The organism is Rhizobium deserti (genome assembly GCF_004358025.1).
Taxonomy (GTDB): domain Bacteria; phylum Pseudomonadota; class Alphaproteobacteria; order Rhizobiales; family Rhizobiaceae; genus Neorhizobium; species Neorhizobium deserti.
The window spans coordinates 1-25,728 of the sequence record NZ_SMTL01000005.1 but is presented as its reverse complement, the minus strand read 5'-3'; the positions used below and the strand labels follow the sequence as shown (position 1 = coordinate 25,728).

27 protein-coding genes and 1 pseudogene are annotated in these 25,728 nt (G+C 58.7%); 5 read left to right on the top strand and 23 right to left on the bottom strand.

Going from position 1 to position 25,728, the window contains the following annotated elements; translation table 11 throughout:
- Window positions 1-11: 11 nt before the first annotated feature.
- The 9 genes from E2F50_RS17545 to E2F50_RS17505 all read right to left on the bottom strand — a co-directional run bounded on the left by E2F50_RS17545 (window position 12) and on the right by E2F50_RS17505 (window position 7,754).
- Window positions 12-1,328 (bottom strand): LLM class flavin-dependent oxidoreductase, encoded by a 1,317-nt coding sequence (locus E2F50_RS17545; protein WP_133317484.1) that lies wholly within the window; start codon window positions 1,326-1,328, stop codon window positions 12-14.
- Window positions 1,325-2,377 carry an LLM class flavin-dependent oxidoreductase gene (locus E2F50_RS17540; RefSeq protein WP_133317483.1) on the bottom strand — a complete coding sequence of 351 codons (1,053 nt, stop codon included), beginning with the start codon at window positions 2,375-2,377 and terminating at the stop codon, window positions 1,325-1,327. Before E2F50_RS17540 ends, E2F50_RS17545 begins: the two co-directional genes overlap by 4 nt.
- Window positions 2,377-3,120: a DUF427 domain-containing protein gene (locus E2F50_RS17535; protein ID WP_133317482.1), complete on the bottom strand. Its 744-nt coding sequence runs from the start codon at window positions 3,118-3,120 to the stop codon at window positions 2,377-2,379. Before E2F50_RS17535 ends, E2F50_RS17540 begins: the two co-directional genes overlap by 1 nt.
- A gap of 13 nt (window positions 3,121-3,133) precedes the next feature.
- The gene (locus E2F50_RS17530; RefSeq protein WP_133317481.1) at window positions 3,134-4,066 is read right to left on the bottom strand and encodes an ABC transporter ATP-binding protein; all 933 of its coding nucleotides are present in this window, start codon (window positions 4,064-4,066) and stop codon (window positions 3,134-3,136) included.
- On the bottom strand, window positions 4,063-4,704 hold the full coding sequence (locus E2F50_RS17525) for an ABC transporter permease (RefSeq protein ID WP_133317480.1): 642 nt from the start codon (window positions 4,702-4,704) through the stop codon (window positions 4,063-4,065). The genes E2F50_RS17530 and E2F50_RS17525 overlap by 4 nt, the downstream gene beginning before the upstream one ends.
- 13 nt (window positions 4,705-4,717) lie before the next feature.
- A complete protein-coding gene (locus E2F50_RS17520) occupies window positions 4,718-5,332 on the bottom strand; it encodes an ABC transporter permease (protein WP_133317479.1) in 615 nt (204 codons plus the stop codon).
- Between the two features lie 115 nt (window positions 5,333-5,447).
- Entirely contained in the window at window positions 5,448-6,323 is an 876-nt protein-coding gene (locus tag E2F50_RS17515; RefSeq protein WP_133317478.1) for a glycine betaine ABC transporter substrate-binding protein, read from the bottom strand.
- 278 nt (window positions 6,324-6,601) lie between these two features.
- Window positions 6,602-7,087: a gamma-glutamylcyclotransferase gene (locus E2F50_RS23700; protein ID WP_425375396.1), complete on the bottom strand. Its 486-nt coding sequence runs from the start codon at window positions 7,085-7,087 to the stop codon at window positions 6,602-6,604.
- A 343-nt stretch (window positions 7,088-7,430) separates the two neighbouring features.
- The gene (locus tag E2F50_RS17505; RefSeq protein ID WP_245515452.1) at window positions 7,431-7,754 is read right to left on the bottom strand and encodes a glutathione S-transferase family protein; all 324 of its coding nucleotides are present in this window, start codon (window positions 7,752-7,754) and stop codon (window positions 7,431-7,433) included.
- 11 nt (window positions 7,755-7,765) lie between these two features.
- Here E2F50_RS17505 and E2F50_RS23425 point away from each other — a divergent pair.
- A pseudogene (locus tag E2F50_RS23425) lies at window positions 7,766-8,074 on the top strand (hypothetical protein); the annotation flags it as partial.
- On the opposite strand, the gene E2F50_RS17495 reads toward E2F50_RS23425, so the two are convergent.
- Window positions 8,047-10,467 carry a CheR family methyltransferase gene (locus E2F50_RS17495; protein WP_245515469.1) on the bottom strand — a complete coding sequence of 807 codons (2,421 nt, stop codon included), beginning with the start codon at window positions 10,465-10,467 and terminating at the stop codon, window positions 8,047-8,049. The pseudogene E2F50_RS23425 and the gene E2F50_RS17495 sit on opposite strands and share 28 nt — an antisense overlap.
- A gap of 349 nt (window positions 10,468-10,816) precedes the next feature.
- On the bottom strand, window positions 10,817-11,839 hold the full coding sequence (locus tag E2F50_RS17490) for a chemotaxis protein CheB (RefSeq protein ID WP_133317477.1): 1,023 nt from the start codon (window positions 11,837-11,839) through the stop codon (window positions 10,817-10,819).
- Between the two features lie 217 nt (window positions 11,840-12,056).
- On the opposite strand from E2F50_RS17490, the gene E2F50_RS17485 reads away from it, so the two are divergent.
- On the top strand, window positions 12,057-12,560 hold the full coding sequence (locus tag E2F50_RS17485; RefSeq protein WP_133317476.1) for a sigma-70 family RNA polymerase sigma factor: 504 nt from the start codon (window positions 12,057-12,059) through the stop codon (window positions 12,558-12,560).
- Here E2F50_RS17485 and E2F50_RS17480 read toward each other — a convergent pair.
- The 3 genes from E2F50_RS17480 to E2F50_RS17470 all read right to left on the bottom strand — a co-directional run bounded on the left by E2F50_RS17480 (window position 12,557) and on the right by E2F50_RS17470 (window position 14,612).
- On the bottom strand, window positions 12,557-12,952 hold the full coding sequence (locus tag E2F50_RS17480; RefSeq protein WP_133317475.1) for a response regulator: 396 nt from the start codon (window positions 12,950-12,952) through the stop codon (window positions 12,557-12,559). The two genes, E2F50_RS17485 and E2F50_RS17480, sit on opposite strands and share 4 nt — an antisense overlap.
- Before the next feature lie 9 nt (window positions 12,953-12,961).
- Window positions 12,962-13,393 carry a response regulator gene (locus tag E2F50_RS17475; RefSeq protein WP_133317474.1) on the bottom strand — a complete coding sequence of 144 codons (432 nt, stop codon included), beginning with the start codon at window positions 13,391-13,393 and terminating at the stop codon, window positions 12,962-12,964.
- Between the two features lie 130 nt (window positions 13,394-13,523).
- Window positions 13,524-14,612 (bottom strand): helix-turn-helix domain-containing protein, encoded by a 1,089-nt coding sequence (locus E2F50_RS17470; RefSeq protein ID WP_133317473.1) that lies wholly within the window; start codon window positions 14,610-14,612, stop codon window positions 13,524-13,526.
- Between the two features lie 244 nt (window positions 14,613-14,856).
- Here E2F50_RS17470 and E2F50_RS17465 point away from each other — a divergent pair, with 244 nt between their 5' ends.
- The 3 genes from E2F50_RS17465 to E2F50_RS17455 all read left to right on the top strand — a co-directional run bounded on the left by E2F50_RS17465 (window position 14,857) and on the right by E2F50_RS17455 (window position 17,764).
- Window positions 14,857-15,861 carry an HWE histidine kinase domain-containing protein gene (locus E2F50_RS17465; RefSeq protein ID WP_133317472.1) on the top strand — a complete coding sequence of 335 codons (1,005 nt, stop codon included), beginning with the start codon at window positions 14,857-14,859 and terminating at the stop codon, window positions 15,859-15,861.
- Between the two features lie 11 nt (window positions 15,862-15,872).
- A complete protein-coding gene (locus tag E2F50_RS17460; protein WP_133317471.1) occupies window positions 15,873-16,229 on the top strand; it encodes a response regulator in 357 nt (118 codons plus the stop codon).
- A gap of 281 nt (window positions 16,230-16,510) precedes the next feature.
- A complete protein-coding gene (locus E2F50_RS17455) occupies window positions 16,511-17,764 on the top strand; it encodes a cation:proton antiporter (protein ID WP_245515451.1) in 1,254 nt (417 codons plus the stop codon).
- 132 nt (window positions 17,765-17,896) lie between these two features.
- Here the strand turns inward: E2F50_RS17455 and E2F50_RS17450 are convergent, their stop codons facing one another.
- From E2F50_RS17450 to tssI, 9 genes are all read right to left on the bottom strand, one after another.
- Window positions 17,897-19,696: an APC family permease gene (locus E2F50_RS17450; protein ID WP_133317671.1), complete on the bottom strand. Its 1,800-nt coding sequence runs from the start codon at window positions 19,694-19,696 to the stop codon at window positions 17,897-17,899.
- A gap of 801 nt (window positions 19,697-20,497) precedes the next feature.
- Entirely contained in the window at window positions 20,498-21,085 is a 588-nt protein-coding gene (locus tag E2F50_RS17445) for a suppressor of fused domain protein (protein WP_133317469.1), read from the bottom strand.
- Window positions 21,086-21,087: 2 nt separating this feature from the next.
- Window positions 21,088-21,615: an HNH/ENDO VII family nuclease gene (locus tag E2F50_RS23555; RefSeq protein WP_133317468.1), complete on the bottom strand. Its 528-nt coding sequence runs from the start codon at window positions 21,613-21,615 to the stop codon at window positions 21,088-21,090.
- Between the two features lie 2 nt (window positions 21,616-21,617).
- Window positions 21,618-22,841: a hypothetical protein gene (locus tag E2F50_RS17435; RefSeq protein ID WP_133317467.1), complete on the bottom strand. Its 1,224-nt coding sequence runs from the start codon at window positions 22,839-22,841 to the stop codon at window positions 21,618-21,620.
- Window positions 22,838-23,233, bottom strand: coding sequence for a PAAR domain-containing protein (locus E2F50_RS17430; RefSeq protein WP_133317466.1), 396 nt, complete (start codon window positions 23,231-23,233; stop codon window positions 22,838-22,840). Before E2F50_RS17430 ends, E2F50_RS17435 begins: the two co-directional genes overlap by 4 nt.
- Window positions 23,234-23,254: 21 nt before the next feature.
- A complete protein-coding gene (locus E2F50_RS17425; protein ID WP_133317465.1) occupies window positions 23,255-24,109 on the bottom strand; it encodes a hypothetical protein in 855 nt (284 codons plus the stop codon).
- A complete protein-coding gene (locus E2F50_RS17420; protein ID WP_133317464.1) occupies window positions 24,106-24,573 on the bottom strand; it encodes a hypothetical protein in 468 nt (155 codons plus the stop codon). Before E2F50_RS17420 ends, E2F50_RS17425 begins: the two co-directional genes overlap by 4 nt.
- A 161-nt stretch (window positions 24,574-24,734) precedes the next feature.
- On the bottom strand, window positions 24,735-24,890 hold the full coding sequence (locus E2F50_RS22990) for a hypothetical protein (protein ID WP_161974213.1): 156 nt from the start codon (window positions 24,888-24,890) through the stop codon (window positions 24,735-24,737).
- Between the two features lie 194 nt (window positions 24,891-25,084).
- A partial coding sequence (gene tssI / locus E2F50_RS17415; RefSeq protein WP_133317463.1) for a type VI secretion system tip protein TssI/VgrG occupies window positions 25,085-25,728 on the bottom strand: 644 nt, incomplete at its 5' end.

Genomic DNA, 25,728 nt, shown 5'->3' with positions numbered 1-25,728 from the left:
ATGATCTCACTTCATCCTTTGCTGGGCGAGGCAACGCCGAGATTTCTGCGCAACGTCCTACCCTCATATTCTTTGCGGAACACGCCACGGCGTTGCAATTCCGGCACGACCAGTGTCACGAAATCCTCGAGCCCCGAGGGAAACAGCGGCGCCATGACGTTGAACCCGTCGGCAGCGCCATCGAGAAAGCGCTCCTCCATCGCATCAGCCACCTGGCTTGGCGTGCCGACCACCTGCCAGTGGCCGCGGGCACCGGCGAAATGCCGGGCCAACTCACGGATCGACAACCCTTCGCGCTTGCCGAGGTCGACAATCAGCTGTTGCCGGCTCTGGATCAGATTGGTTTGCGGCATTTCCGGCAAGGGACCATCGAGAGGATATGCAGAAAGATCCTGGACGCTGAGATAGCTTGCAAGCAGCGCGACGCCGACCGCATCGGGAATAAACTCCTGCAGCGCGCGATATTTCGCCTTCGCTTCTTCCTCAGTCGCACCGACGATCGGCGAAATGCCGGGCATGACCTTCAGGTCGTCTTGGCCGCGGCCGTATTTGCCGAGCCTCAATTTCACGTCGGCATAATAGGCCTGGGCTTCCGCCTTGGTCTGCGAAGCGGCAAACACAACGTCGGCGGTGCGCGCCGCCAGATCCTTGCCTACATCCGATGCCCCGGCCTGCACCATGATCGGCCGCCCCTGCGGCGAACGCTGGCTTTCGAGAATTCCGTCGACCGCAAAGTGCTTGCCGTGCCAATGAACGGGATGAAGCTTCGAATGATCTGCAAAGGTCTCCCCACCGGCCGGAAAATAGGTCCCATCCTCCACGCCGTCCCAAAGCGCTAGCGCCGCATCGGCGAATTCCTCGGCGCGTTCGTAACGCTGCGAATGCGGGCGCAGACCACTGGACGCAAAGTTTTCGGCCTCGAGTTCGCTGGCGGATGTGACAAGGTTCCAGCCGGCGCGACCACCGCTCAGCTGGTCGAGCGCTGCAAAGCTCCGAGCAAGCCCGTATGGCTCCGTATAGCTGGTCGAGGCGGTCGCCACGAGACCGACATGGGACGTGTTGACGGCGATCGCCGCAAGCAGGCTGAGCGGTTCGAAGGCCGTCGAGCGGGCCGCCTGGCTGGCGAGGTCCGGATTGCGCTCGCGAATGGCGGCCGCATCCTCGATGAAGATCATGTCGAACTTGCCGCGTTCGGCGATCCGCGCCACGGCGATGAAATGGTCGATATCGCTGCCAGCCGGCGCATGTGCGTCCGGGTGCCGCCAGGCAGCAATATGATGGCCGCCCGCCATCAGGAAGGCGCCGAGCTTCATATGCCGCTCGCTCATGCCGACACCTCCTTGCCCGAGGCGGCCGGATGCACCGGTTGTGCAAGGCCGAGCCTGTCGCGCAGCGTTTCCTGCCGCCGGCTGCCGATCAAGCCGCGGCGTCCGAGTTCGGGAACGACGTCGCCAAGAAAACGCTGCCCCATCTCCAGCGAAGGCGGCAGGATCGTGAACCCTTCCAGGTCGGTAGCCGTCGCCAGTTCCTGCAACCGGTCCGCGATCATCTCCGGTGTTCCGTCCATCTGTATCCCTGCGATCGGTAGTATCCTGCCGTCCTCCCCGAGCGCCTGTTCGCTTTCCGCAACGACCGGAACGATATTGGCGACAAGCCGGACATCACTTCTACGGCGACCGGCTGCCTCGACGGACCTGATCATGCGCGCCGCGATCGCGACCAACCCCTCGACGGTGTCCGCCTGCAGCAAAAGCAGTTCCCCTGTTCGCGCAGCGAGAGCATCGTCGCCTTCTTCCAGCAGATGCGCCAGAACCGGCCGGCCCTGCGGCGAGCGGTTGACGTTGAGCGGCCCGCGAACGGCAAGATACGCGCCCTGGTGGTGTGCCACATGCATCTTCGAAGGATCGAAAAAACGGCCGGCGGCTTTGTCGTAAATAAAGGCATCATCCTCGAAACTGTCCCAGAGGGCAGTTACGACATCCACATATTCGTTTCCGCGACCGGCATCGCCGTCATCAGGAACGACCAGCCATCCCGCGCGCCCTTTGCTCACGAGATCCAGCGAGGCGAAACGGCGGGCGAGATTGTAGGGCTCGTGCTGGGCCGTGGATGCGGCCGCGACAATGCCGATCCGATCTGCCCGTGTCGCCAGTGCCGAGGCAAGCAAGGTCGGTTCGAAAGGAACCGCCACCGACGACAGATCATCGACAGGACGGACACCCAGCCGGTCGGCAAGCAGGACGAAATCGAAGCCCGCCGCTTCGGCCGCCGCAACCTGATCCAGCAAGGCATCGAAGCCGAGACGTCGGCGATCGCGCGCTTTTGTCCACGCGTCCGGATCATGGCCGAAGGGCGTCAGCGAATATCCGAGCAGCATCAGGACGAAGCCTCTGCGCTGACGCGGATCTCGTCGACCTTCTCGTTGTAGAAGGAGATCAGCCCCCGGACTTTCAGGCTCTCGTCGAGCGGCTCGGGATAATACCAGACGATATTGTCATGCCGGTGCCCGTCCAGCTCGAAATGGTAATAGGATGCGGTTCCCTTGTAGGGGCAATAGGTCGTGAGGTCGCTCTCCACCAGGCGACCGGCGAGAATGTCCTCGGCCGGAAAATAATAGCGGGGGATGAGCCCGGTCTCGAACAGGAAGACGGCGCGGTTGCTGCGCGCGACAAGCTGGCCGGAGACAAAGACCTCGACCAGCCGCGAGCTCGTGATCGTATCGATCCGTTTGTAGACATTGCGGGCATGCCGGAAGATTTCCTCGTCCTCCTCGAACCAGCGCACGGCCGACCAATCCACCGTGACGAAACCGGCAAGCTCGTCGCGTCCGATGGTCGATCCGTCGAACGACCATGCCCTGGATGCGCCGACCTCGGCTACATCGAAGACATGCCTTTCGCCGAGAAGCGGCGAGGCCTCGCCCTTGGCCGCCGGCGACAGCACGCCGGCAACGAAGTCGCCCTTCGGCAGGTAATAAACCGGGTGTCCGCCATTCTCGTAGATCACGATCGCGCCTGTCGTGTCGGCGATCGTCCTCTCGCCCACCTTCAGGCGGATCCGGCGATGGGTGGGCTCGATCAGCACTGCCGGCACTTCGGATGAACGATAGGAAAGGGACATCGGCTTTCTCCGGTCAGATCGAGAAGATCGCTTCGCGTGTCAGCTGACCGGTCACGCTTCCGTCGTCTCCGGTCACCGCCAGTATATCCGTATTGCCCGCCACCATCAGCGACAACGCATCGCGAAGATTGAGCGACGCGGCGACACTGGCTGCGCCCTCCGGCGGCCGCCCGGCCAGCGCGGCATCCGCCACCGAAAACAGGCTGAGCCGCTTGATCGCCCGGTCGACGCCGACGAAATTGGAAACGAAGTCGTCCGCCGGTCGCGAGAGAATAGCGTCCGGCGTGTCGTATTGCACGATCCGGCCATCCCGCATGATGGCGATGCGATCGCCGAGCCGGATCGCCTCGTCGAGATCATGGGTGACGAGAACCACCGTCTTGCGCACGCGGCTGAGGATCTGCCTGAACTCGTCCTGCAGCCGCGCGCGGGCGATCGGGTCGATCGCGCCAAACGGTTCGTCCATCAGGAGAACGGCGGGATCTGCGGCAAGCGCCCGGGCGACGCCGATGCGCTGGCGCTGGCCGCCCGAAAGCTGGCGTGGATAGCGGTTCAGCATTTCCTTCGGGTCGAGGCCGACGAGATCGAGCAGTTCCGCCGTGCGTGTGCGGATGCGAGCCTGATCCCAGCCGAGCAGGTTCGGCACTGCCGCGATGTTTTCCGCGATCGTCATGTGCGGGAACAGGCCGACATTCTGGATCACATAGCCAATATGGCGGCGCAACTGCACCGGATCGGCGCGGGTCACGTCCTCGCCATTGACGAAGATGCGCCCCTCGGTCGGTTCGATCAGGCGGTTGATCATCCGCATCGTCGTGGTCTTGCCGCAGCCCGACGGGCCGATCAGCGCCACGGTCGATCCTTCCGGAACCTCGAGCGTCAGGTTGTCGACCGAAGGTACTGCCCCTTCTGCATAACGCTTGGTGACGTTCTCCATGCGGATCATGCGGTTGTTCTTTCTGCAAAAAGCTTCTTCTCGGTAAAGCCGAGGATGAATTCCGTGCCAAGCGCGAGAATGGCGATCGGTACGGCGCCGACGAGCAGGCGCGACATGTCCATCATGCTGATCCCGCCGGCGATGAAATCTCCCAGCCCCCCGCCGCCGATGAACGGCGCTAGCGTCGCACCGGCCAGAATCTGCACTGCGGCGGTGCGCGCACCGGCAAACATCGCGGGTGCGGCCAGCGGAATGCGGATCTTCCACAACACTTGGCTACGGCTCATGCCCATGCCGATCGCAGCCTCGACAGCATCGGGATCGACGTCCCTCAGGCCCACATAGGCGTTGAGCAGGATCGGCGGCAGCGCAAGTATCGTCAGCGCCACGATCGACGGCATCAGGCCGATGCCGAGCAACGGCATCATGATGGCGAGGATGGCGAGGCTCGGAATGGTGCGCAGTCCGTTGACCGTATTGATCACCCCGAAGGCAAAGCGCCCGTAATTGACGAGCGCCACCGACAGCGGCAGCGCGATGGCAAGCGCGATCGCCAGCGACACGCCGGACATGACCAGATGCTGGCCGAGCGCGCGCATGAACACGTCGGGATTGTTGGCGATCCAGGAAGCGGCATTGTTCAGCATGACGATCCCCTCACTACCACCGGAGCAGCAACCGTTCGGCGCGGGTCAGGATGAGATCGAAGGAGATCGCTAGCAGCGCCGTCAGAATGCCGCCGACAAGGATTTTTTCCGGATATTCCTGGTCGATGCCGATGAGGATAATCGTGCCGAGCCCGCCGCCGTCGATGAAGGCCGCAACCGTGGCGATCCCGATCGTCGTCACCAGCGCGATGCGCGCGCCGGAAAGGATCAGTGGTGCGGCAAGCGGCAGTTCGATGCGGAACAGTCGCTGCCAGCGTCCGTAACCCATGCCGTCGGCGGCATCGAGCACATCTGCGGGAACGCCCCGGAGACCCGTGACGATATTGCGCAACAGGATCAGCAGACAGTAGGATGACAAGCCGATCAGCGCCGGCTTCATGCCGAGCCCGACAAGCGGGATGAGCAGCGCGAAGAGCGCCAGGCTCGGAATGACGAAAATGACGTTGGCGACAGTGAGCGCCACGGCATAGAGCCTCTGGCGGCGCGCACAGAAAATGCCGATGACGAGTGCGATGACCAGGCCAATCAGAACCGCGGAGATCGACAGGACCAGATGCTGCCAGACGGCGAGCGCGATCTCGGGAATATGTCTGGGAGCCCACTTCAACGCTTGGAAACTTTCTCTGAGGCAATCAAGAAAATATAAGCGGACGATGCGGCAGGGCAAAGGCCCGCCGCATCGTCACGTCAAGTTGCGCGTTGCGCAATTATAACAAGAGCTTTCAGATGCCCTGCGCCTTTAGAAATTCTTCGGCGACGTCAGCCGGTTCTTCCTTGTCGCGATCGACCTTGGCGTTCAGCTCGCGCATGTTCTCGTTGTTGAGAAGCGGGCTGATCTTGTTCAGCACCTCGGCGATCTTCGGGTTCTTGGCGAGTGTGTCCTGGCGGACGACTGGAACCAGATAGTAGGGCGGGAACAGGTTCTTGTCGTCGGCAAGAACGACAAGCTTGTTCTCCGAAATCTGCCAGTCGGTCGCGAACCCATAAGAAACATCGAGATCCTTGGCTGTCAGCGCGCTGTAGCGGATGCCGAGCTTTGCGAAGATCTTGAATTCCTTGAACTCGATGCCGTAGACCTGCTTCAGGCCCGGCAGGCCGTCCTTGCGCTCGCCGAAGCCGGCTTCCGCACCGAAAGTAAGGTCCTTAGAGACCGGGCCGAGATCGGTCAGCGTCTTCAGCTTGTACTTCTCGGCCGTGTCCGGGAGCGTGATGATCGCATAGCCGTTGTTCACCTGGGTCGGTTCAAGGAGCGTGAGCTTAAGGTTCTTCTCGTAATAGTCCTTGACCTCGCCGTAGATCTTCCCGGCGGTGCCTGACAGGTCACCCTTGACAACGGCTGCGAGCGCCGTGCCGGTATATTCCGGATAGAGATCGATCTCGGCATTCGTCAGTGCGGTATGGGCAACCAGTGTGGCACCGAGGTTGAGGCGGCGCTCGACTTCGATGCCTGCCTTCTCGAGCGCCTGGGCATAAATTTCGGCGACAACGAACTGCTCCGTGAAGTTCTTGCTACCGATCTTGACCGCCTGCGCATTGGCCTGTGACGTTAGCCCGACCAACGTTGTCAGAATCAATCCCGCGAATAGTTTTAGCTTCATTGGTTTCCCTTCCGCCATAATTGCACAAGCTTCTTTACTCGCTCGGTGTTCTGACTGCGCAGGACGGTATGCTATTTTAGGACGTTTCTGGGAAACAATTACCTGTGATTTCATGCTTTGCCACATTGGCAAGCCCGCGACATTGGATCAAGCGGCTGCCGCAGATCGACAGCCCGCTCGCCTTGAGCGGATTGCTTGCTGGGAGTGAGACCACTAAAGCCGCTTCCTTCGTCGCCCAGCGAGGCTCTATGCGGCAAGGCATCGTTCTCCGAAAAGACCTAACGGTCAGATAGCCCCTGCGTCCTCAAAAATCTCCATAATTTGGCATCTTGGATGCCGTGCGCCTCTAAGCTTTCCTGAGTGCGTCGAACGTAGTCGAAATTTGATCCCCCAATTCCCGAGGCTGTCGCTAAGCGTCTCGTTACTTCCTTATCGGTTAAACGCCCCGCATGATGGTCGCTTGCTCGGTTCGCTACAAACGTCAGAGCTCTAATGGAGCGGTCGCCTGATTCCGCATCCAGCCATTTCGGATTATATGCCCCAGACATCATTTCTCGCCGCCACAATAGCTTAAGTTCATTCGGTACGTCTCCACCGACTTTCATCACGAGTCCCTTGCAAGATCCGCCGGGATCAAGCCCAAGCATCGCGCCGGGATTAACGATCGAGCCCCGGCCGCGGATCGAGTTCATGCACAGTGATCTGTGATAACCGTGGATCGTAGCTGATAAGGAAAACTCGACCGGAAATATCGGATTCCAGATCAGCTAGCCATAGGCAAAGACCCAGACGTCTTTGTCTTGCGGTGCGTTTTGAAACGTCTGGGCAAGCGATTTGTCCAATTCGTCGTTCGTGAGCAGGAATTCCGTTCATCGGGACCGAGAAGTTGATGGTCCTGCTGCAAGGAAGACAAATGCTCACGTGTGAGAAGCAGCGCCTCACGTCGACCTGATAGACCTTTAGGCATCGCTAGTTCTCATTTGTCGGCTGGAGCAGTGCTGGGAAGGCAGCCAGTGACGGCCCCCTCCTCGGCACAGTGGCGTCCTCCGCGTGGTGAATACGCCATCCTCAACATCCGGACGCATCCCCCCAAGTCCGGAACCTGCTTTAGAACTCGAGCCCAATGCCGTTGAAAAACGTGTCCATGCGTGCATCGAGATCACGCTTCGTTTCTGCCCAGGCCGGCACGGTATCGAGAAGGCGCTGTTGCCAAGCCGCAAGGTTTGGATACTCGTTCAACGGCGGCTTGGACCGATTGATCTGGGAAAATGGGGCCGCGATGTCGATGTCAGCCAACGTGAGCTCGTTGCCGACGATGAACTTCCGGTCCGCGAGATGAGCGTCAAGCACTGACGCGGCGCCACGGATTTTTGTCACGGCAAGCTCGATAACCGCGTCATTTTGTGGCTTGCCCATTGCGCGCGCGCCCACCCGCTCATCAGGGCGTACGTCTGCGCTCGGCAACCGTACAAACGTTGTCGCTCGCGCTGCACGAACTGACGACGAATGCTGTTAAGTATGGGGCTCTCAGTCAGCCGAGTGCGCAATTAGCCGTTACTTGGCGCGTCGAAGGCCTTGGCGAAGCCGGCAAGCCATGGCTGCACATCGATTGGCAGGAGCGAGGCGTCGCCATGCCTCCGGAAGGATCTGGACCGCAGGGTGGGGGGCAAGGCCGGGAACTGATCGAGCGGGCGCTTCCCTACCAGCTCGATGCCAAGACGACCTACCAGCTCGGACACGACGGCGTCCACTTGAGGAAGACCCCGTTGGCGTCGAAGATCACCCCGTCGGAATCGAAGAAAATGACGCCGACAGCGTCTGTTTCCAGAACGAGCTGCAGACGCTCCTCGCTGCGCCGCAGAGCAGTTTCAGCTCGATGCGTAGCGGTGAGATCCGTAAAGGTGACGACCGCACCGCTGATATAGTTGTCGACACTTCGGTACGGCAGGACGCGTGCGGCATAGTGCCGGTCGCCAGCACCGTTGCTGACCTGCCGGTCGACAGGTACCAACGAGCGCAAAACCGTGCGCACATCGTCCTGAAGTTCCGGATAAGCCACCCTTGAAACAACGTGGTCCAACGGGCGCCCCACATCCGTCTCCAGAAGATGGAAGACCTCTGTCGCCGCCGGCGTGAAGCTTCTGACGCGCAGGTCGTTGTCGAGGAAAACTGTAGCGATCTGCGTCGCCTCAAGCAGGTTCTTCAGGTCGGAATTAGTACGGTCAAGCTCCGCCACGCGGTGGGCAAGCTCGCCGTTAACGGTCTGCAATTCCTCATTAACCGACTGAAGCTCCTCCTTTGAGGTTTCCATTTCCTCATTGGCAGATTGCAGTTCCTCGTTGATGGACTGGTATTCCTCGTTGGATGACTTCAACTCTTCGTTGGTCGATTCCAGTTCCTCGATGGTCGCCTGGAGCCGATCGCGCGTGACGCGTAAATCCGTTTCGAGCCGCTGGACATGCTCCTCATTGGTCAGCCGCGCGCCTTCGGATGCAATCCCTTCGGCAACCTGCCCCGCATCCTGAAAAAGAACGACAATCGACGTGATGTCACTCGTTCCAAGAGGCTCGACGACCAGGTTGACCGCATGCGTCCGGTCGTCCTGGCGCAGAAGCACGCGAGGGATCTCTACCCTGACAGCCTCCGTAGAGGCCCGTTGCAGGGCCGAGCGCAGGTCAACCCTGAGGTCGCGATGCGCCAGGCTGAGAAGGTTGAGCGTCGCGGTTCCGCTGGCGGGTTCCAGATAGCGGCCGGTGCGGCCCGAGAAGTGCAGAACATCAAAATGGGAATCGACGACTACATAGGCCGGAGCGTAGCGCTCGGCGACGACCTCTGCCTGCCGGCTTATCGACGCAGACAGACGCCCCGTCTGCAATAAGGGCGTCTGCGAAGGAAGAGAAACATCCAAGCTGCGCGCTCGGGAGCTAAGCGGAAAGTCCGGTATGACGCGGGTTGCGGTCTCCAGGCGGCGAAAAAGCCGGCTCTTGCGATCCACCGGCGCAAAGAGCTTGCTGTGCCGCGTCACGTTCTCGGACGAACCGAGGAACAGGATGCCGCTCGGCCTCAGCGAAAAGTGAAAGATCGGGATCACTCTGTTTTGCAGGTCGCTGTCCAGATAGATCAGCAGGTTGCGGCACGACAGGATGTCAACGCGGGAAAAGGGCGCATCCTTGACGATGTTATGCGGTGAGAAGATGCACATCTCCCGCAAATCCTTTGCAACACAATAGGTATCGCCCTCGCGCACAAACCAGCGCGCCAGGCGGTCGGAGCGAACCTGCGAACTGATCGCCGCCGAATAACGGCCAGCACGCGCGATCGCGAGCGCCCGGGCGTCTAGATCCGTGGCAAAGATCTGAACCTCGGGCGGGTAGTCCAGGCTCGCCATATGCTCGCGAAGCAACATGGCGATGGAATAGGCTTCCTCGCCGGTGGCGCAACCCAGCACCCAGACCCGAAGCTGATCACCGGGTTCCTTATCCTTGAAAAGGCGGGGGATCTCCCGCTCCAAAGCCTCGAATTCTCCCGGATCCCGGAAAAACTGCGTGACGCCAATCAGGAGATCCTGAAAAAGGTTCTGGGCCTCGTCACGATTGGCTCGCAACCGCTCCACGTAATCTTCGATCGTCGCGATCTGCAGGACCTGCATGCGCCTTTGGACGCGGCGAGTGAACGTGCCCCTCTTATAACCGTGGAAGTCATGGCTGGTGACATTGCGAAGAATAGTGACAATCTGGGTGATGTGTGCCTCGATCTCCGCTGGCAGCCGGACCTCTGCCTCGGTGCCTTCCGCTTCATTGAAATTGTCGGCGTAAAGACGGATTTGCTCAGGAATTTCCTGTACCGGCAGATAAAGATCCACGAAGGCGGACGGCCCAGCATTTTCCTGGCTCAAGCCTTCCTTGCCCTCGGCTTTCTCGGCGATGGAGAGCCCACCGAATTTCTTGGTTGCGGCCACGCCCGCCGCACCGTCGCTGCCAAGCCCCATCAGCACCACTGCGACAGCGCGCTCGTGAGCATGTTCGACGAGCGAGATCAGCATCGTGTCCACCGTGCCACGATGGCCGACCGGTTCGGAGGCGGGGCGAACGTGAAGGTGCCCATCCTCGAGGCTCAGCATGTCGTCCGAACCGCCGACATAGATGCAGCCGGGAACGAGCCGCTCTCCATCCTCGGCAATTTTTGACCGCCAGCCTATCCTGGCGGGCCAGGACCTTGACTACGGTGGCGACGTCCAATCCCTCCTGCTGGCGAACTGCTATGAGATAGGACGCCTCGATCGTCGCATTGATGTCTGAAAATAGCCGTTCAAGCGAACCGAGCGACAGCGCGCACACGCCCACACCGATGATGACCGTCGGCTCTTGCTGCACGTCGCTCGCAAGTGGAGTTGCTTGCCCTTCCAACTCTTGCTGTTCTTCGTATTCCATAGGCCTTCCAAGTCTCTCTGCTTCGCTACTTTAGCCCGTTTGCTAGGCAGAGGAATAGGGTCATCACATTTCCTGGCGGCGCGGCGCTCGGCCAAGACGCAAGGAGGTGATGGCGGCTTCCCGAAGAGTCGCAGCATATTGCCGATATTCTATAGCCCGTGCCTCATACAGTTCCGCCACAGCCATGCGGCCGGTTTCGCGCGCATCCCGGGCCATCCGCTCAACCAGCGTCACGCGCTCTTCCATCACTCGCATGGCGATCCGGATCGCCTCGTCGACTTCGTCAATGTGCGAAGCAAGCGCCTCGGCGGTATAGGCGTGACCGATTTGGCACCTGAACCGAAGCGGCTGGGAGCCGCGAACTTCCGACAGAACGCCGTGACAATCGGGGCAGGTAATAGCGCTTGGTGAGGCAATGTTTAGCAGTTCGGCGCTGCCGAGCCGCATGCCGGCTGCGATCTGCACCTCAAGCTGCAGGTCTTCCGGCACGACATGGTAATCTGACGCGACCCCACTGCCGGCAATACTCGTGATCAGCCTGCCCAGATCCGCGGCTGGCGCAACGTGATCGACCTCTGCCGCTTCCAGCGCGGCCAGCGGCATCTGATCGGCCTCGGCATCTAGCGGGTGCTGCACCACGGTTGTCCCGCCGCAGGTCTTGATGGCCCGCAGCCCCGATGCCCCGTCGTTCAGCATGCCCGTCAGCACAACCCCCACCACACGAGGCCCGAAGGACAATGCCGCCGAGCGGAACATCGGATCAATGGAGGGGCGAACCATATTTTCGCGGGGACCAGCGCCCAGCCTGATCGTATCGCCCATCAACAACAAATGCCGATCCGGCGCGGCGACATAGACCCGACCCGGCTGAATGGGCTGCCCGTCCACCACCTGCGTGACGGGAAGCTTCGATCGCGCTGCCAATAGCTCCGACAGAAATCCGGGAGAACTGGCGGGAATATGCGTGCTGACAAATACGCTGGCGGGCAGTTCGGATGGCAAGTCGGCGATAAGCGATTTAAGAACCGCTCCGCTCCCTGCGGAACCACCAATCACAACGATATCCTTGGTCGCATCTAAAGGCATGGTTCCACCTTTCGTTGACAAGAAACGGCAAGATAATGCTTTCGTTCCTTGCCGCCGCTGCGCCACCGAGGTGGCTTAAGCGGCCCACTCGGACTGCACGAAGACCATGATGTCGACGCGTACGCTACCGTACCAATCAGGGGTTTTAGACGCATAGTGAGCTTCTACCGGAACTGAGTGTCGGCGCAATTGGTTCCTGTATCGACAGGAGGGCAAAATGGACGCACATTCACAACAAGGTCAGCTCGAGAAGGAAGTGGTTCAACTTGTTCCGGAGTTGAGACGCTTCGCACGGCGCTTTCATTCCGCATCCTACGATATCGATGATCTGGTGCAGGAAACGGTGCTGAAAGCGCTCGCAAATGCGGAAAAGTTTCAACCTGGGACGCGCCTTAAGTCCTGGATGTTTACGATCATGCGCAATATCTTCTGCACCAAATTCGGCCTGCAGAAGCGGGAGCAGGTCGGCTTTGAGGATGACGTAGCTGGCAGCCGATCCGTCAACGCCGCCCAGGAATGGTCCGTTCGCGGGCACGAGTTAGAGAAAGCTATTGGCCAGCTGCCGGATCCCTATCGCCTGGCGCTCAAGATGGTCTTTATCGACGGCGTCAGCTACGAGGAAGCTGCTAAACGATGCAAATGCCCGGTGGGGACGGTGAAGAGCCGCGTCAACCGCGCCCGTCAGCAGCTCGCTAAGCAGCTTAATGACGAAGACGATTAATTGAGGCTGTCTTTGTCTGTTCCCGGACCGAAGAGAGCCAAGGCAATCCTTTCCAGTTCAGTCGGTTTTTCGCACAGCGCGAAGCCCGTATATTTGATTGGGAAGAACGAGGGGTCATAGCCGGTGGCGAACACGAACGGAATGTGCCGGGCCTCAAGTTCGTCCGCCACCGGAAATACCATTTCGTCGCCCAGGTGCACGTCAAGAACGGCAGCGTCGATAAGCTCGTCCTCAATCAATTGCAGCGCCTGCTGAACTCGACCTGTAGGGCCGACAACCTTGGCACCGAGGTCTTCCAGCTTCCTGCGCGTTTCATCTGCCAAGAAATATTCATCTTCCACAATCAGGATCCGCCTGCCCGAGAAGAACCTGCTATAGGGGCCTTTCACCATTGGACTGCCTTATTTGCCACCAGCATGAATTGCTTCTCCAGCAACGATGTCACCGGTCGACTGTTCTCGTTGAGGTAAGGCTGCGAGGGTTAGTAGTAGCTCCTTCTCGTGGCAAGGCTTGTTGAGGCAGGGAACCTCTTCAAACGGGCGGGGTATTGATCCGCATTCATAGCCAGTCACGAAGACGAAGGGGATGTACGCTTCTGCAAGCTTTGCGGCAACCGGATAAGCAAAGACGCCTCGAAGATTGATATCGAGGATGGCACCGTCCAGCTCACCGGCGCGTTCGCAAACCATCTGAAGGGCGCTAGGGATATTGGAAACTGGGCCCGCCACCTCTGCGCCGGCGTCCTCAAGCGCGGTAACGAGATTAGCTGCCGCCAGATATTCGTCCTCTACCACGAGGTATAACCGTCCTTCAAATTGCGCCTGCTTCTGCATCGCTTGCCTCCACGCCCAGGAGCGAACCTCTGCAAACAGCGAAAGTTGCCTCGTCACGTCAATTTGCCAATCACAGGCTTCGTCCTGAAGATTGTTCCTTCAGCGCCGACCGGGTGCTGATAATCAGGCGCTATTCAAGCGGCAGCTTCATGATCCGAGCATGTTCGCTCTCCGGAACGCCATAGCTGTCGCCGGCGAGCCTAATCAGTTTCGGGCGGTCGAGGATTTCAATACGGCTGCGCGTAGACCTGATCATCTTCTCTCCTTCCAGAAGATGCAGCGCGTCTGTGACGGAGGGCCGCCTGACGCCGAGCATGATGCCGAGATATTCATGCGTTAGCCGAAACTCGTTCATCCGGTCTGCCCTGTCCTGGAGCATCAATAGCCACCGGGCTAGCCGCGCACGGATTTCGAACCTGGCATTCGCCAATGCGGTAAAGCTTGCCTGGATGCTCAAGGACCGGGCGAAGCGTCTGGCAAGCAGGGCAAGGGCCGGAACTAGCCGCATCACCCGCTTCAGGTCATCTGCGGCCATGAAAAGTGCGGGACCGTCAATTTGGCTGATCAATTCGTAGGGTGATCGATCATCTCCATCGGCAAAACCAAACCCGCTCATGCCCTCCCGACCGATGAGACCTGCCTCGGTCCTGCTTCCCTCGCGACTGATTGCCACCGAAGAAAGAATGCAGCCCAGAGGGAAATAGACCCGGCTGATCGGCTGATCCTGCAATTCCACTATAGCGCCACGAGGAAGATGCACCCTGCCTACGAAAGGAACCAGAAGGTCTCGGTCCTGTCGGGTTAGTCTGCCGATGATGCCGTTGCGAGCGGCTTCTTCAGCCGTCACTGTCTCGCTCTTGCTTACGTGGGCGAATGCAGCGGCAACGGCCTCCTCGTCCACCGGCTTTCGGAGCAGGATCTTGTTGGCGTGGCGTGGGGGAACGACATCCTTCTCGTAGCCCGTTGCAAATATAAAGGGGATGGCTCGGCGTTCCAGCTCGTCCGCCAGGGGAAAGACCATCTCGCCGCCAAGGTTGATGTCGAGAATTGCGCCTCGGAGGCCTTGTCCCAGATCCAGCTGTTCCAAAGCGTGCGTAACATTGGGCGACGGGCCTGCAACGTCCACACCCAGTGCCGACAACCGGGCTACAAGTTCGGAAGCCTCATAATAGTCATCCTCCACCAACAGAATGCGCCAGCCCGAAAGGCCTGCTCTCATAGTCACACTCCACCTTACTTGAGAGCTAGATCTGGTGCTGCCGGCGATGAAGACAAGATTGGGTGATGGCTGAACAGCGGCGCGTCTTACGACGGATATAAAGTCGGTGCTAACGCCGAGACTGGCGCGGCGGCCGCCATTGTGCCAAGATGATCCTCGATCAGGATACGGCACAAGCGAAGCTCGATTATGGACCAGCTATGGGTTCGGCAAGCTCGAACCGGTCCGTGAAGCAGGAGCTTTAATGAACGTTGATGACCTTTACCGGGTTCTGCGTGCTGGCCATATTCAGGCACAGGGTATTGTCGACACCATAACCGACCCAATGCTTGTTCTGGACGAAAGCCTGCGGATCCAGAACGCCAGCCGGTCATTCTTTACGACCTTCAAGGTCGACCGCGACGAGGTAATCGGCCGATTGGTTTACGAACTGGGTGATGGCCAGTGGGACATTCCCGACCTGCGGTTACTTCTTCAGCAGGTATTGCCCAGGAGCACGGCCGTCATCGACTTCCAGGTTGAACACGATTTCCCCCGCATCGGCCGCAGGACCATGCTGCTGAGCGCGCGTACCCTGTCCCACCCGGACAACGTCGGTCTTTCCATGCTGCTGACCATGGTGGACGTGACCGAACAGGTGCGCCGCAACGTAGCGAAGGACATTCTGTTTGGAGAACTTCGCCATAGGATCAAGAACCTGCTCGGTGTGGTGCGGTCCATTGCCCGTCAGACCTCCACCAAAGACCGCTCTGCTGAAGAATACCGCCAAGCTTTTCTTGGCCGGTTCGAAGCGCTCGTGGCAGCGCAAGATCTAGCCTTTGGCGAGCAGCATTCAGGAAACCTCCAGGCGTTGATCGAGCGCGTCCTGGAGCCCTATGCCGGTGATCAACATGCCATCGTCGTCGAACCCGGACCGCCTTTGGAGCCGCTCGACCCGAGGAGGATCCAGTTGCTCAGCCTGGTGCTGCACGAACTGGCCACCAACGCCGCCAAATATGGGAGTTTATCGGTTTCGGGCGGCAAGGTGATCGCGGGTTACGCGAAGCACGGAGATGAAGAACTGGGCCTGACATGGCGAGAGATAAATGGCCCAAGGGTAACGCCCCCCGCGGCGACCGGGTATGGTACCCGGCTCATTCAATCGACGGTGACCTACAGCCTGGGCGGCACGGTGGAACTGAACTACGCGGCTACGGGTTTAGAAGCGACCATCTCGATCCCCATCCCAAAGCCAGTCATTCATAGCTGAAAGGCAGCGGCGTGCAGAAAACCGTCTTGATTGTCGAGGACGATTACCTGATCGCCATGGACCTCAAGCTCATGCTGGAGGAGCTTGGCTGGCAGGTCATTGGTCCCGCGGCGACGGTCCATAACGCGCTCGCCCTGCTGGAAAAGGAGCCACCCGCCGTTGCCCTGCTCGACGTCAGCCTTGGCGATGAGCTGGTGACGCCAGTGGCGGAGTTGCTGAAACAACGGGCTATTCCTTTTGCTGTAGCGACTGCCTATGCAAAGCCCGAGCAATATGGTGGCCCCCTTTTAGCTGCGGTGCCAAACGTGGGCAAGCCGGCCGGTCAGCGGCGCCTGCAGGCGGTGTTGGCAGAGCTTACCCAAGAGTGAGTGGCGGACTTGATGGGCTGACAGGGTCATCCTACAAACGGAAGCAAGCTTCGTCTTTCGCATGCGAACAACGAACGGTGTCCGTTCAAGGTGAAGCGGACACCCGCCTGGGCCTGCTTCGTTTCAAAGCATATCTGACTGCTATTCCGAACTCGGCCGTCGACCCTCGTTCAGCTTCTGGAACATACGGGTAACCAAAAGATTCATCCCTTCTAATGATATGAGCACGGGTGCTTTGCAGCTAAGTCAGCCGGTTCATGCGAGCGAGGTAGGGAATATTGGTGATCTATGGCTGGGCGCCGGACCCATACGCGGTGGCATTGACCAGCGCAGGACTTCTCATTGCATTGGTGGCGTGGCTGCCACTGGCACTCCGTCGTCTTCCTCTTTCGCTGCCAATCGTTTGCCTTGCTATCGGTGGCCTCATCTATACCGGCCCTTATGTGGAGCTGGATCCAGCACCGAGCGCACATCCATACGCGACAGAACGCCTGACGGAATTCGTGGTTCTGGTGGCGCTAATGGGGGCAGGCTTGAAAATAGATCGGCGGTTCTCATTCAAAGGATGGGGAGCCAGTTGGCGATTGCTTTTGATCACGATGCCGCTGAGCATTATTGCAATAGCCGTCCTTGGCATGACCGTACTCGGTCTCAGCACTGTTGCGTCACTGCTTCTGGCGGCAAGCCTTGCGCCGACCGATCCCGTTCTTGCAGCCGACATTCAAGTCGCTGGTCCTCTGGAAGGTGGAGAGGACACAGTACGATTTGCACTGACTTCGGAAGCGGGACTGAACGACGGCTTCGCCTTTCCATTCGTGCATCTGGCCATCGCACTTAGCCTTGCCGCCACCACAGGAGAAGCCTGGCTGGGTCGCTGGTTGAGCTTGAACGTCGTGTGGGAGATCGTCGCTGGTATTGGCTGCGGATGGCTCGTGGGCCGCGTGTTTGGCTGGGCAACCTTCAAGATGCCCGGCGACACCTTGGCAAAGACGGGCGACGGATTGGTCGCTATAGCCGCTACCTTCGTGTCCTATGGGTTGTCGGAGATGCTACACTGTTACGGCTTTTTCGCGGTCTTTGTTACGGCACTCACATTGCGCAACTCCCACAGGGACCACGACTTCCAGCGCGACATGCACGACATTACCGAGCAGATCGAACGTATTGCGATGATGCTCCTGCTGCTTGCTTTCGGGGGCGCCATCGTCAATGGCTTGTTGTCCAGCGTCGGCTGGGTGGAAATTGCAGCCGCAGCCTTGATCTTGCTGGTCGTTCGTCCCGTGACAGGCCTGATCGCGCTTATTGGGATGCGGGCCACTCTTTGGGAAAAACTCACGATCGCCTTCTTCGGGATCAGAGGTGTCGGATCATTCTATTACCTCGCCTATGGACTCAACCACGGAAACTTCCAGGATGGGGAGCGGTTGTGGGTCATCCTCTCGCTTGTCGTTTTTGCCTCTATCTTCATGCACGGACTAACCGTCACGCCAGCGATGCGATGGCTGGATCGACGACATGGCCGAGTGGCGGATTAAGTTCTGCCATGCCCAAGATCAGGAGAAACACCAAGCCTTGTAAAGGGCGATGATCACAAGTTGATAGCTCGCACGCGATAGACCGGTAGCGGTGTCTGTGACGCCTAATGGTTACAGGTAACTACCACAGGGTCACCCTTCTTGGCGCGACAATCGCCAAGGTACCGTCACGACGGTGAGCCTCGGTCCGCCGAATTTCAGAAGCTGCTTCCTGAGATTACCTGCGCGGTTCATGTGCAATATTTTTTGCCACCACTTTTCTTTTACTGTCTCCGGAATGAGGACGGCAACCTGGCGTTCAGGTGCATCCGCGTCCAACTTCTCGATCAGGCGCAAAAGCGGCTCGTGCAGTTCTCGATAAGGCGCGGGGATAAGCATCAAGCGGGGCGGTCGCAAGCCTTTGGCAGCAACAGGTTCTTCCACATCGATGTGCCACTTCTCGCGCAGTGCCTTTTCGCCTTCGTCATTCTCGGGGCCGCCAAGCCGGACGAGGTGAACGGCAACAACGTCCGGTGACAACGTCAAGGCAAACTTGATCGCTCGCTCGCTCAAGCGGTTCCAGCTTTCCGTCACCACCAGCACCGTTGGCGGTTCGACCTCTTCAAGCACGATCGGACCGGATTGCCGCAGTTCGCGGTCGAGCCCATCGTAATAGCTTTTGATCGCCCGCAGCAGGAGAATGGTGACAGGGACGGCGACCAATGTGATCCACGCCCCTTCGGTAAACTTTGCCAGCATGATGACGAGCAGGGCCACGCCTGTTGCCACCGCACCCACGGCGTTCATGGCAAGTTTCGCCGGCTGCTTCACTTCCTGACGTCGCCAATGAACAACCATTCCGGCTTGCGAGACGGTGAAAGTCAGGAAGGCGCCAATCGCAAATAATGGGATCAGTTTCTCGGTAATCCCGCCGAAAACCATCAGCAGAAGGGAGGCGAAGCCGGACAGGAAGAGGATGCCCGCTGTGAAGACAAGACGCCGCCCGGGTTGCGCAAACCCCTTCGGCAGATATCCATCGGCAGCCACCATGCGGCAGATACGTGGGAAGCCGACGAAGCTGGTGTTGGCGGAAAGGCACAGGATACACAGCAGGCTGCACATTGCTATGTAGTAGAAGGTGTTGAAGCCCACGACTGCACCGATCAACTGAGACAGGACGCTCTGATAGCCCTCCTCTGTTTGGCTCATTGCGCCGATGTTGAATGAGGTGGCAATCGCCGCAATCCCTCCAAGAAGAAGCGCCAAAACCACCACGATGATGGTGAGGGTGATGTAGGCATTCCGAATCACGGGCTCTCTGAAGGATCCAACCCCATTGGAGACAGCTTCCACTCCAGTCATGGCAGTGCAGCCGCTGGCAAAAGCGTGCATCAGCAGCCACAGCCCCGCCGCTCCCGTTGCTGCGGCCAGCGGAGGTGGCGCAACCACGGGGGTGGGATCACCTTCCGTCACGATCCTGAAGAGGCCATAGGCGATCACCCCCAAGAAGCAGACGATAAACAGATAGGTCGGCAGCGCAAAAAGCCAGCCCGCCTCTCCCGTGCCTCTGAGGTTGGCGAGGGTGACAAAGGCGACGACGATCAGGCAAAGGGGCAGGATGTAAGGGTGAAGGCTCGGGAAGGCAGACACAAGTGCACCTACACCTGCGGAAACGCCGACGGCGACATTCAGCACATAGTCGATCATCAGCGCCGAGGCCGCCAGAAGACTGGGATATTCCCCGAGATTTTCCTTGGCGACTGCATAGGCCCCGCCGCTAGTCGGATAGGCAGCAAGGGTCTGGCGATACGAGAAGTATAGGATCGCCAGGAGAGCGATGATGCAACCCATCACCGGTCCGAGATACACAAGGCCAAGGGCTCCAAGCGGTATTAGAATCGTCAGCGCCGCTTCGGGGCCGTAGGATGATGATCCAAGCCCGTCCAATCCCATGGCAGGGACAGCCTCTATCCAACCGAGCTTCTTGTCATCATGTTCACGGTTAGCGAGCTTGCGGCCGAACAGGAGTGTCGTGAGGTTCAAAGCTATTAATCCCTCGAAGTTGAGTGCGCCGAACCCGCCACTAGCGATGTTGGTTCCGCTCGAGGGTGCGGAACTTGAACGAAGGACGTCACTAGGCGACAACAATCGCACTTTGGGCTAAATGAAGATGCAAGACGAAATACGGACCCTCATTCTAAGCTTCGATCCATCGAAGGAGGAGGAAGCACGAGAATTCTACGTGAAGGCACGCAGTGCGTCGGCCGAACTACGGTGACAGGTGGAGCCGAAGAAAGCGTCCGGGAAGCTGCTGAAATCGACAGATTGGCGGACGCATTGAAGGAAGTCTTTGAGGCGCAAAAGCACGACAAGATCAGTCTCACCAATCAATGATACCGGCGGTCATAAAGGCGGATCAAGCTTGCTGTGGTTCCGATGCGGTTTCTAAATCATTCGCTTCTGGCGCACAGGACAGTCGCCACATGTGATGTCTGCTCAGGAAGATCACGGCAGCGCTGATGATGGACATGGAGGCGTAAAGCTGTCGTTAGCACATGATCAGCTGGTGTACGGCGGATGTGGGAGGTCAGTGTGTTGACGGTCTTGATGGGAACCGAACCGTTGGCCGAATGGCTATCGACAGCCTAATCAGCTGATTGTACGAGGATCCGGACTCTCTGCCATTGATTAAATCCGAAGTCCTCCATTTATCAATGTTCGGATATTTCGGCGACGAGAGCTCGCAGCTGCGCCTCAGACGACAGGTTCTCGGTTGATATCGAAGATGTCGATCTGGTGCTTCTCGAACTGTTCTTCGAGAGCTTCCGGCCCCTGCTTCTGCAGGAAGGTATACTCGCTGTCGGAGATCGGGATCATCTGCAGAAAGGCGACCGTTTTGGATCCCATTTTGCGGGACGAAAGCTCCTCGCCCCACAGAAAGGGATCGACAAGGAAAGCATGCGAGAGCGTCGAGGACAGTCCCTCATAGAGATCCAGCACACGAGGAAAAACGACCCCAGGATAGACCGGCGTCCCGTCCTTGATGATGTTGAAGGCGCAGGTCGAGAGGGCATTGACGAATTGTTCAGCGTCCGTTTCACAGGCAGCAACAATTTCGATGCCGAAATTGTGCCCGTCACCCTCAGCATCGATGACCGCCACATCCGATAGCGCCAGCGTCGAATAGGAATTCACCGCGTCTTGCGGCGCATCGGTACAAGTCATGATGTTGATAGTCGCGACCTTATCGTCATCGAAATATTCACGAACACTCGGCGTGCCCCCCAGTATTTTAGCAATGGAACGGGCGAGTTCGCGATTTTCTTCAGTGGGCTTTGTCAACGCTAGAATCCTAACCAGTCGCCGGTCTTCAATTCCCCGGCATGCCCTCGGTTCGACGAAGGTAGTTCGGGACGATAATGCGACGGATTGTTGTGCTCGTCGAGAAATTCTTTACGGGATATGCCGCGCTGCTGGGCGCTCTGCTGGTGCTTGCGGAACTCATAGCCGGGCTTGTGGCCCATGTCCCATTTGTCGCCAGGCTTGATTTCCTTTTTCGTGACGGGATCGCGGACCTTGCCGTCCTTGCCCTTCGCCTTATGCCAGACCTTGTCGCGAACACCCTTGCGATAGCCCGATGGACGCTCGTAGCGCTTGGCTGCGCAATCTCCAGTGCATTTCTTTTTGGCCTTTTTCGCCTTCTCGGCAGCCTCTTTCGCCTTTTTGGCTTTGTCCGCAAGCGCCTTTGCCTTGCGCGCATTATCGGCCAGGGATTTTAAGCGCTGCGCCGACTTATAGGCCTTGTATGCGCGATAGCCCATAATGGCCAAGCGCCCGGCAGCCGCCGCGCCAACGATCAGGGGAAGGACCATGCCTAAACCTCCTCCTGTTCGTCCTCTTCGGCGGATCTGATCGCTTCGTCGAACATCACTGCCAGCGCGTCATCGGGATGCAAACGGCCGTCCTGTGCAGCCTGCCGGAACTCCTCGCTATCGACAACATCGCCCATGCCCACCGTGCACATGAAAGCAAACATCAGATGCGCCGTCAGGCTCGAAAGACCGAGATCAAAACCCCGTTGCTCAAGCGTATAGACGTGCCGGTGAAGCGCTTCGTCAGACATACCCGCCGTCTCCTCCTGCGCATGCTCCCTCAAATAGAGCATGGTCTCGAAGCGGGACCGCTTCAGCTGCATCTCCTCGATCGCCGTTACCTGTTCGCGTGTGAAACGCAACGGCCCCGGATGTGGCCGCATATCCCTCGGACGCGCGACCTGGCGAGTGCCGCCGCCCCAGTCTGTATCTGGAACGAAATAAAGTTGCTCCGCAGGTCCCATCAGGCGGGCAAGCTGCGCCGGCGTGAGCTTCGGGACAACCTGCAGCATGACATTTGGATCGGCATGGCGCAGGATGAACCTTTGACTATTGTCCTTGCTAAGGAACTCCAAAACCGTCGTCTCGTCATCTCCGCCTGCTGCTGCGAGTTCCAAGCCATCGATACGCTCCAACGGCTTCGTCTCAATAGGGAGGGGAGAGATGACCTGACTTATGCTGCGCAGATGCCGATGGATTAGGTCGAGTGTCAAAGCCGCGTCGCCAATCCAGAACACGGCAGCAGGACTGTCGCCGACCATCTCCAGAAGAGCCTCAAGCCGACCCTCCCGCCCTGCAAGATCGAGCATCGGCTCGCCCGGCAGCATGCCGCCACCAGTCATGTCTCCTTCCTGCAGAGACTTGAGCATGCGAGCAGAAAGTTCTGCCGCATGGGCTTCGAGCGCCGCGTCAGACGGCGCCTCTGTATCTTGATAAGAGAAAGCTATATCGTCTTCGGCAACCGGGCTGCGGATCTCCCTGCAATTAATATCGACAAGCCACGGACCGCCACGAACGATGGCGGGATCGCCACCCGCCTGCCGGTAAAGCGGCCGATGAACGAGCCCGCGGGGTCTAAGTAGCGATGTAACATCCTCAAACCAGGCACCATCCACAACTGCAAAAATGCGCTGCACAGGATCAGACAGAATATCAGCGAGCCGAAAAGGCAAGTCACGCAGGACCGAGGGACCACTTTCCGTCGCGGTCTCGGATGTCTGGGTCATCCGCGCACCAGCGGTATTGACTGATTGGCCATAGATTTCTGGCAGGACGTACCGCCTGCCGCACCACCCCCGGCGCCAGCACCTTTCCCTCCGTCGTCGCCGATGAAAACATTGCCGGAGCCGGTCTGCGCCTGCCCGCCGCAGTCGATCGCATCGCCAATCCGCCCTGCCGGTTTGCCGTTGATGAAGACCGTGGCCGAACCTGCCGCCAGATTACGTCCATGCGCCGGCTGCGGGCATGCGGGGCAGCCATGCGGCACATAGGCGTCGCCGACCCGCATCAGCGGGCGATTATTGACATAGACATCGGGGCTGCCGCCAGTCGCCGGTGTCGGCGGGAAGTGGCAGGAATGGGCGGAACCGATATCTGCTCTGCGATGGGCTTTGGGCATTACATGTTCCGATCTTTGAACCTATGGCATGGAGCTTCCCTGCCTTCCTCTTACCCAGACCACATCGTTGTCAAGCCACCAGCGGCGAACCCTCCCACCCTTGGCGTCGTGCTTGGTATGCATTTGGTTCCAACCGGCGCGGTCCGTCGGCTTCCTCCCACTTTCTGCAAAAAGATCGATCGGCCCACCAACATTGGTCGCGTAGTCCAGTGCGTAGTAAGCCTCCAGCGGAGAACCGAACTTGTCGGACGAGAAATTGACCTTGCCAGACGAAGAGGCCATGGCAATTCTCCGATTTCCGGCAAGTTGTCCGGTCGCCGATCCGATCCGCCTATGGGCAGCAAGGAACAGGGCTTCACTGCTATCATCGAGAAGAAAGCTTTCTGCGTTTGGAAATCCGTCCCCAACCATTCGACAGGTAAACGACATTTTCTTACTGCTGCGATCAATGTGAATATCGAGTGAGTTGGTTACATCCAGGTCTGGAACGACCCCGCTGTAGAATCTCCTACCAATATCGGTGTTCGATCCCGGCATCGCAAAATTCTGCCCCCGATAAGACAGGAGAACCTGGCAGTGCTGGTCACCGTCGATCCGATACGGGTCAATCTGCCCATTTACGATTGCTGTGGGTTGCTTGCGCGGGTCGCGGTAGTCTTCATATGTGCCGATGAGCTTATTGCTGCTCGGGTCGGAAATCGGCCGGCCGGACACGATTTTCGCCTGTGTCAGATAAATTTCGACCATGTGCTTAATGCGGGCTGTTGCGCGGATATCGGAGGAGAAATCGCGATTGTCGCCATGGAAGAACAGGCCACCAGCACCGAAATTCTCCTGTGGGTGGAAGGAGCGAGTCCAAAGGGTGAGTTTGGTCATCGCGCGGCTCCGGATGCGTCGCATGCAATAGCAAGCTCATAATCGCGACAGGGGTAACGGGATCGCAAAGCGCCGATTTTGATCACCGACTCGACGCTGCGGCTGTCGGCTTCCGTCACCTCCGTACCAAAAACGTGAATATGCATGGCGAACCCTACCTTGATAACTTCGCCGGTCTTCTCGTCCATTTCCTCGCCTACGCCTCCGGTGCCTATCTCCTTTGTCTTGAGCATGTCCCAGGGAAAGTCCGAGCCAGGTGCGGGTGCAAATCGAAAATTGAATGTTCCACCCTGCGGATAATCGAACTGAACGATGCTGACCTTGTCGCGCAAAACCACCCCCAACCGCCGCGCACCCGGCGGCAGAGGCTTTTGGGATGCAAGATAAGGGTCGCTGCGAGCAGGATTTTCCTTGCTTTGGGGTTGCCACTGGTCCATCGCAACCTCCCGCGGCACGATGATCACAGTCCCGCCTTGCCCGAGAATCGGCGGCTGAAGATAAACAGTTAGATCAGACAACATGTGCTTATCGTCCTCTGCACTGGAACATGACGACAATGCGACGCCGAGGCACAACAGAATGATTGGATATGCGTTTCGAAACCAAGTAATACACACTTGTCACCTTAGGAGTTGAGATCGATACGGGCAGACTTCATGTCGATATGCTGATCCTGCTCCACCACCAGCTTCACGCCCTTCATGGTGATCGTGCCGTCCGGTTTCATGATGATCTCCGATTTGCCGCAGCGAAGGTAAAGTTCTCCATGCGCATCGATCATTTTTTTGAAAGCGACCACCTCCCGAGAATCCATACCTGACGATTGAAATGTGCTGCCAGCCACGTTGGTCGTGGAATTCAATCCGATCGTCGCGGTGTACACGCCCGCGACGGCCATATTGAAAACAGTTGTCGTGGTGAGATTGATAGAATTAGACGCGTCCAGGCTAAAGTTTCCGCTCCCAAGTCCCTCGTTCAGTGAACTGCTGAGGAAATAACCGGCGGCCGCATTCCGAAAACGTCGAGGCGGGCTTCGCCACTAATGATATTACCAAAGGATCCCGAGCCGACGTTCAGCGACAGGTTCTGGGCGACATTTTGCGTGCTCGACCGCTCGATCTCCACAAGCGACATCCCGCCGACGGACACGATCTTGTTTGCGTCGACACGTTCCGTCGCGTGGTTTTCAACTTTGGTCGTAAAGTCCCGCTGGGCATGCATGTAGATCTCTTCGCGACCGGCTTCATCCTCGAACGTCATTTCGTTGAAACCTACGCCCTTATGGGTCTGGGTTCGAAACACGCTTTTTGTCTTATTCGCCGGCAGATCGTACGGCACGCTATTGGCCGGGTTCGGCACGACGCCTGTCACCAGCGGCCGGTCCGGATCCCCATCGACATAGGCAACCATCACCTCCATGCCAATGCGCGGAATGATCTGGCCGCCCCAGGTCGAGCCAGCCCAGCTTTGCGCCACGCGTACCCAGCAGGTGTCGGTGCCGTCCTTCTTGGCCTTGCGGTCCCAGGGAAACCACAGCTTGATGCGGCCATACTTGTCCGGATGGATTTCCTCGCCGGCGGGACCTGCAACAATCGCCACCTGTGTTCCCTCGATGCGCG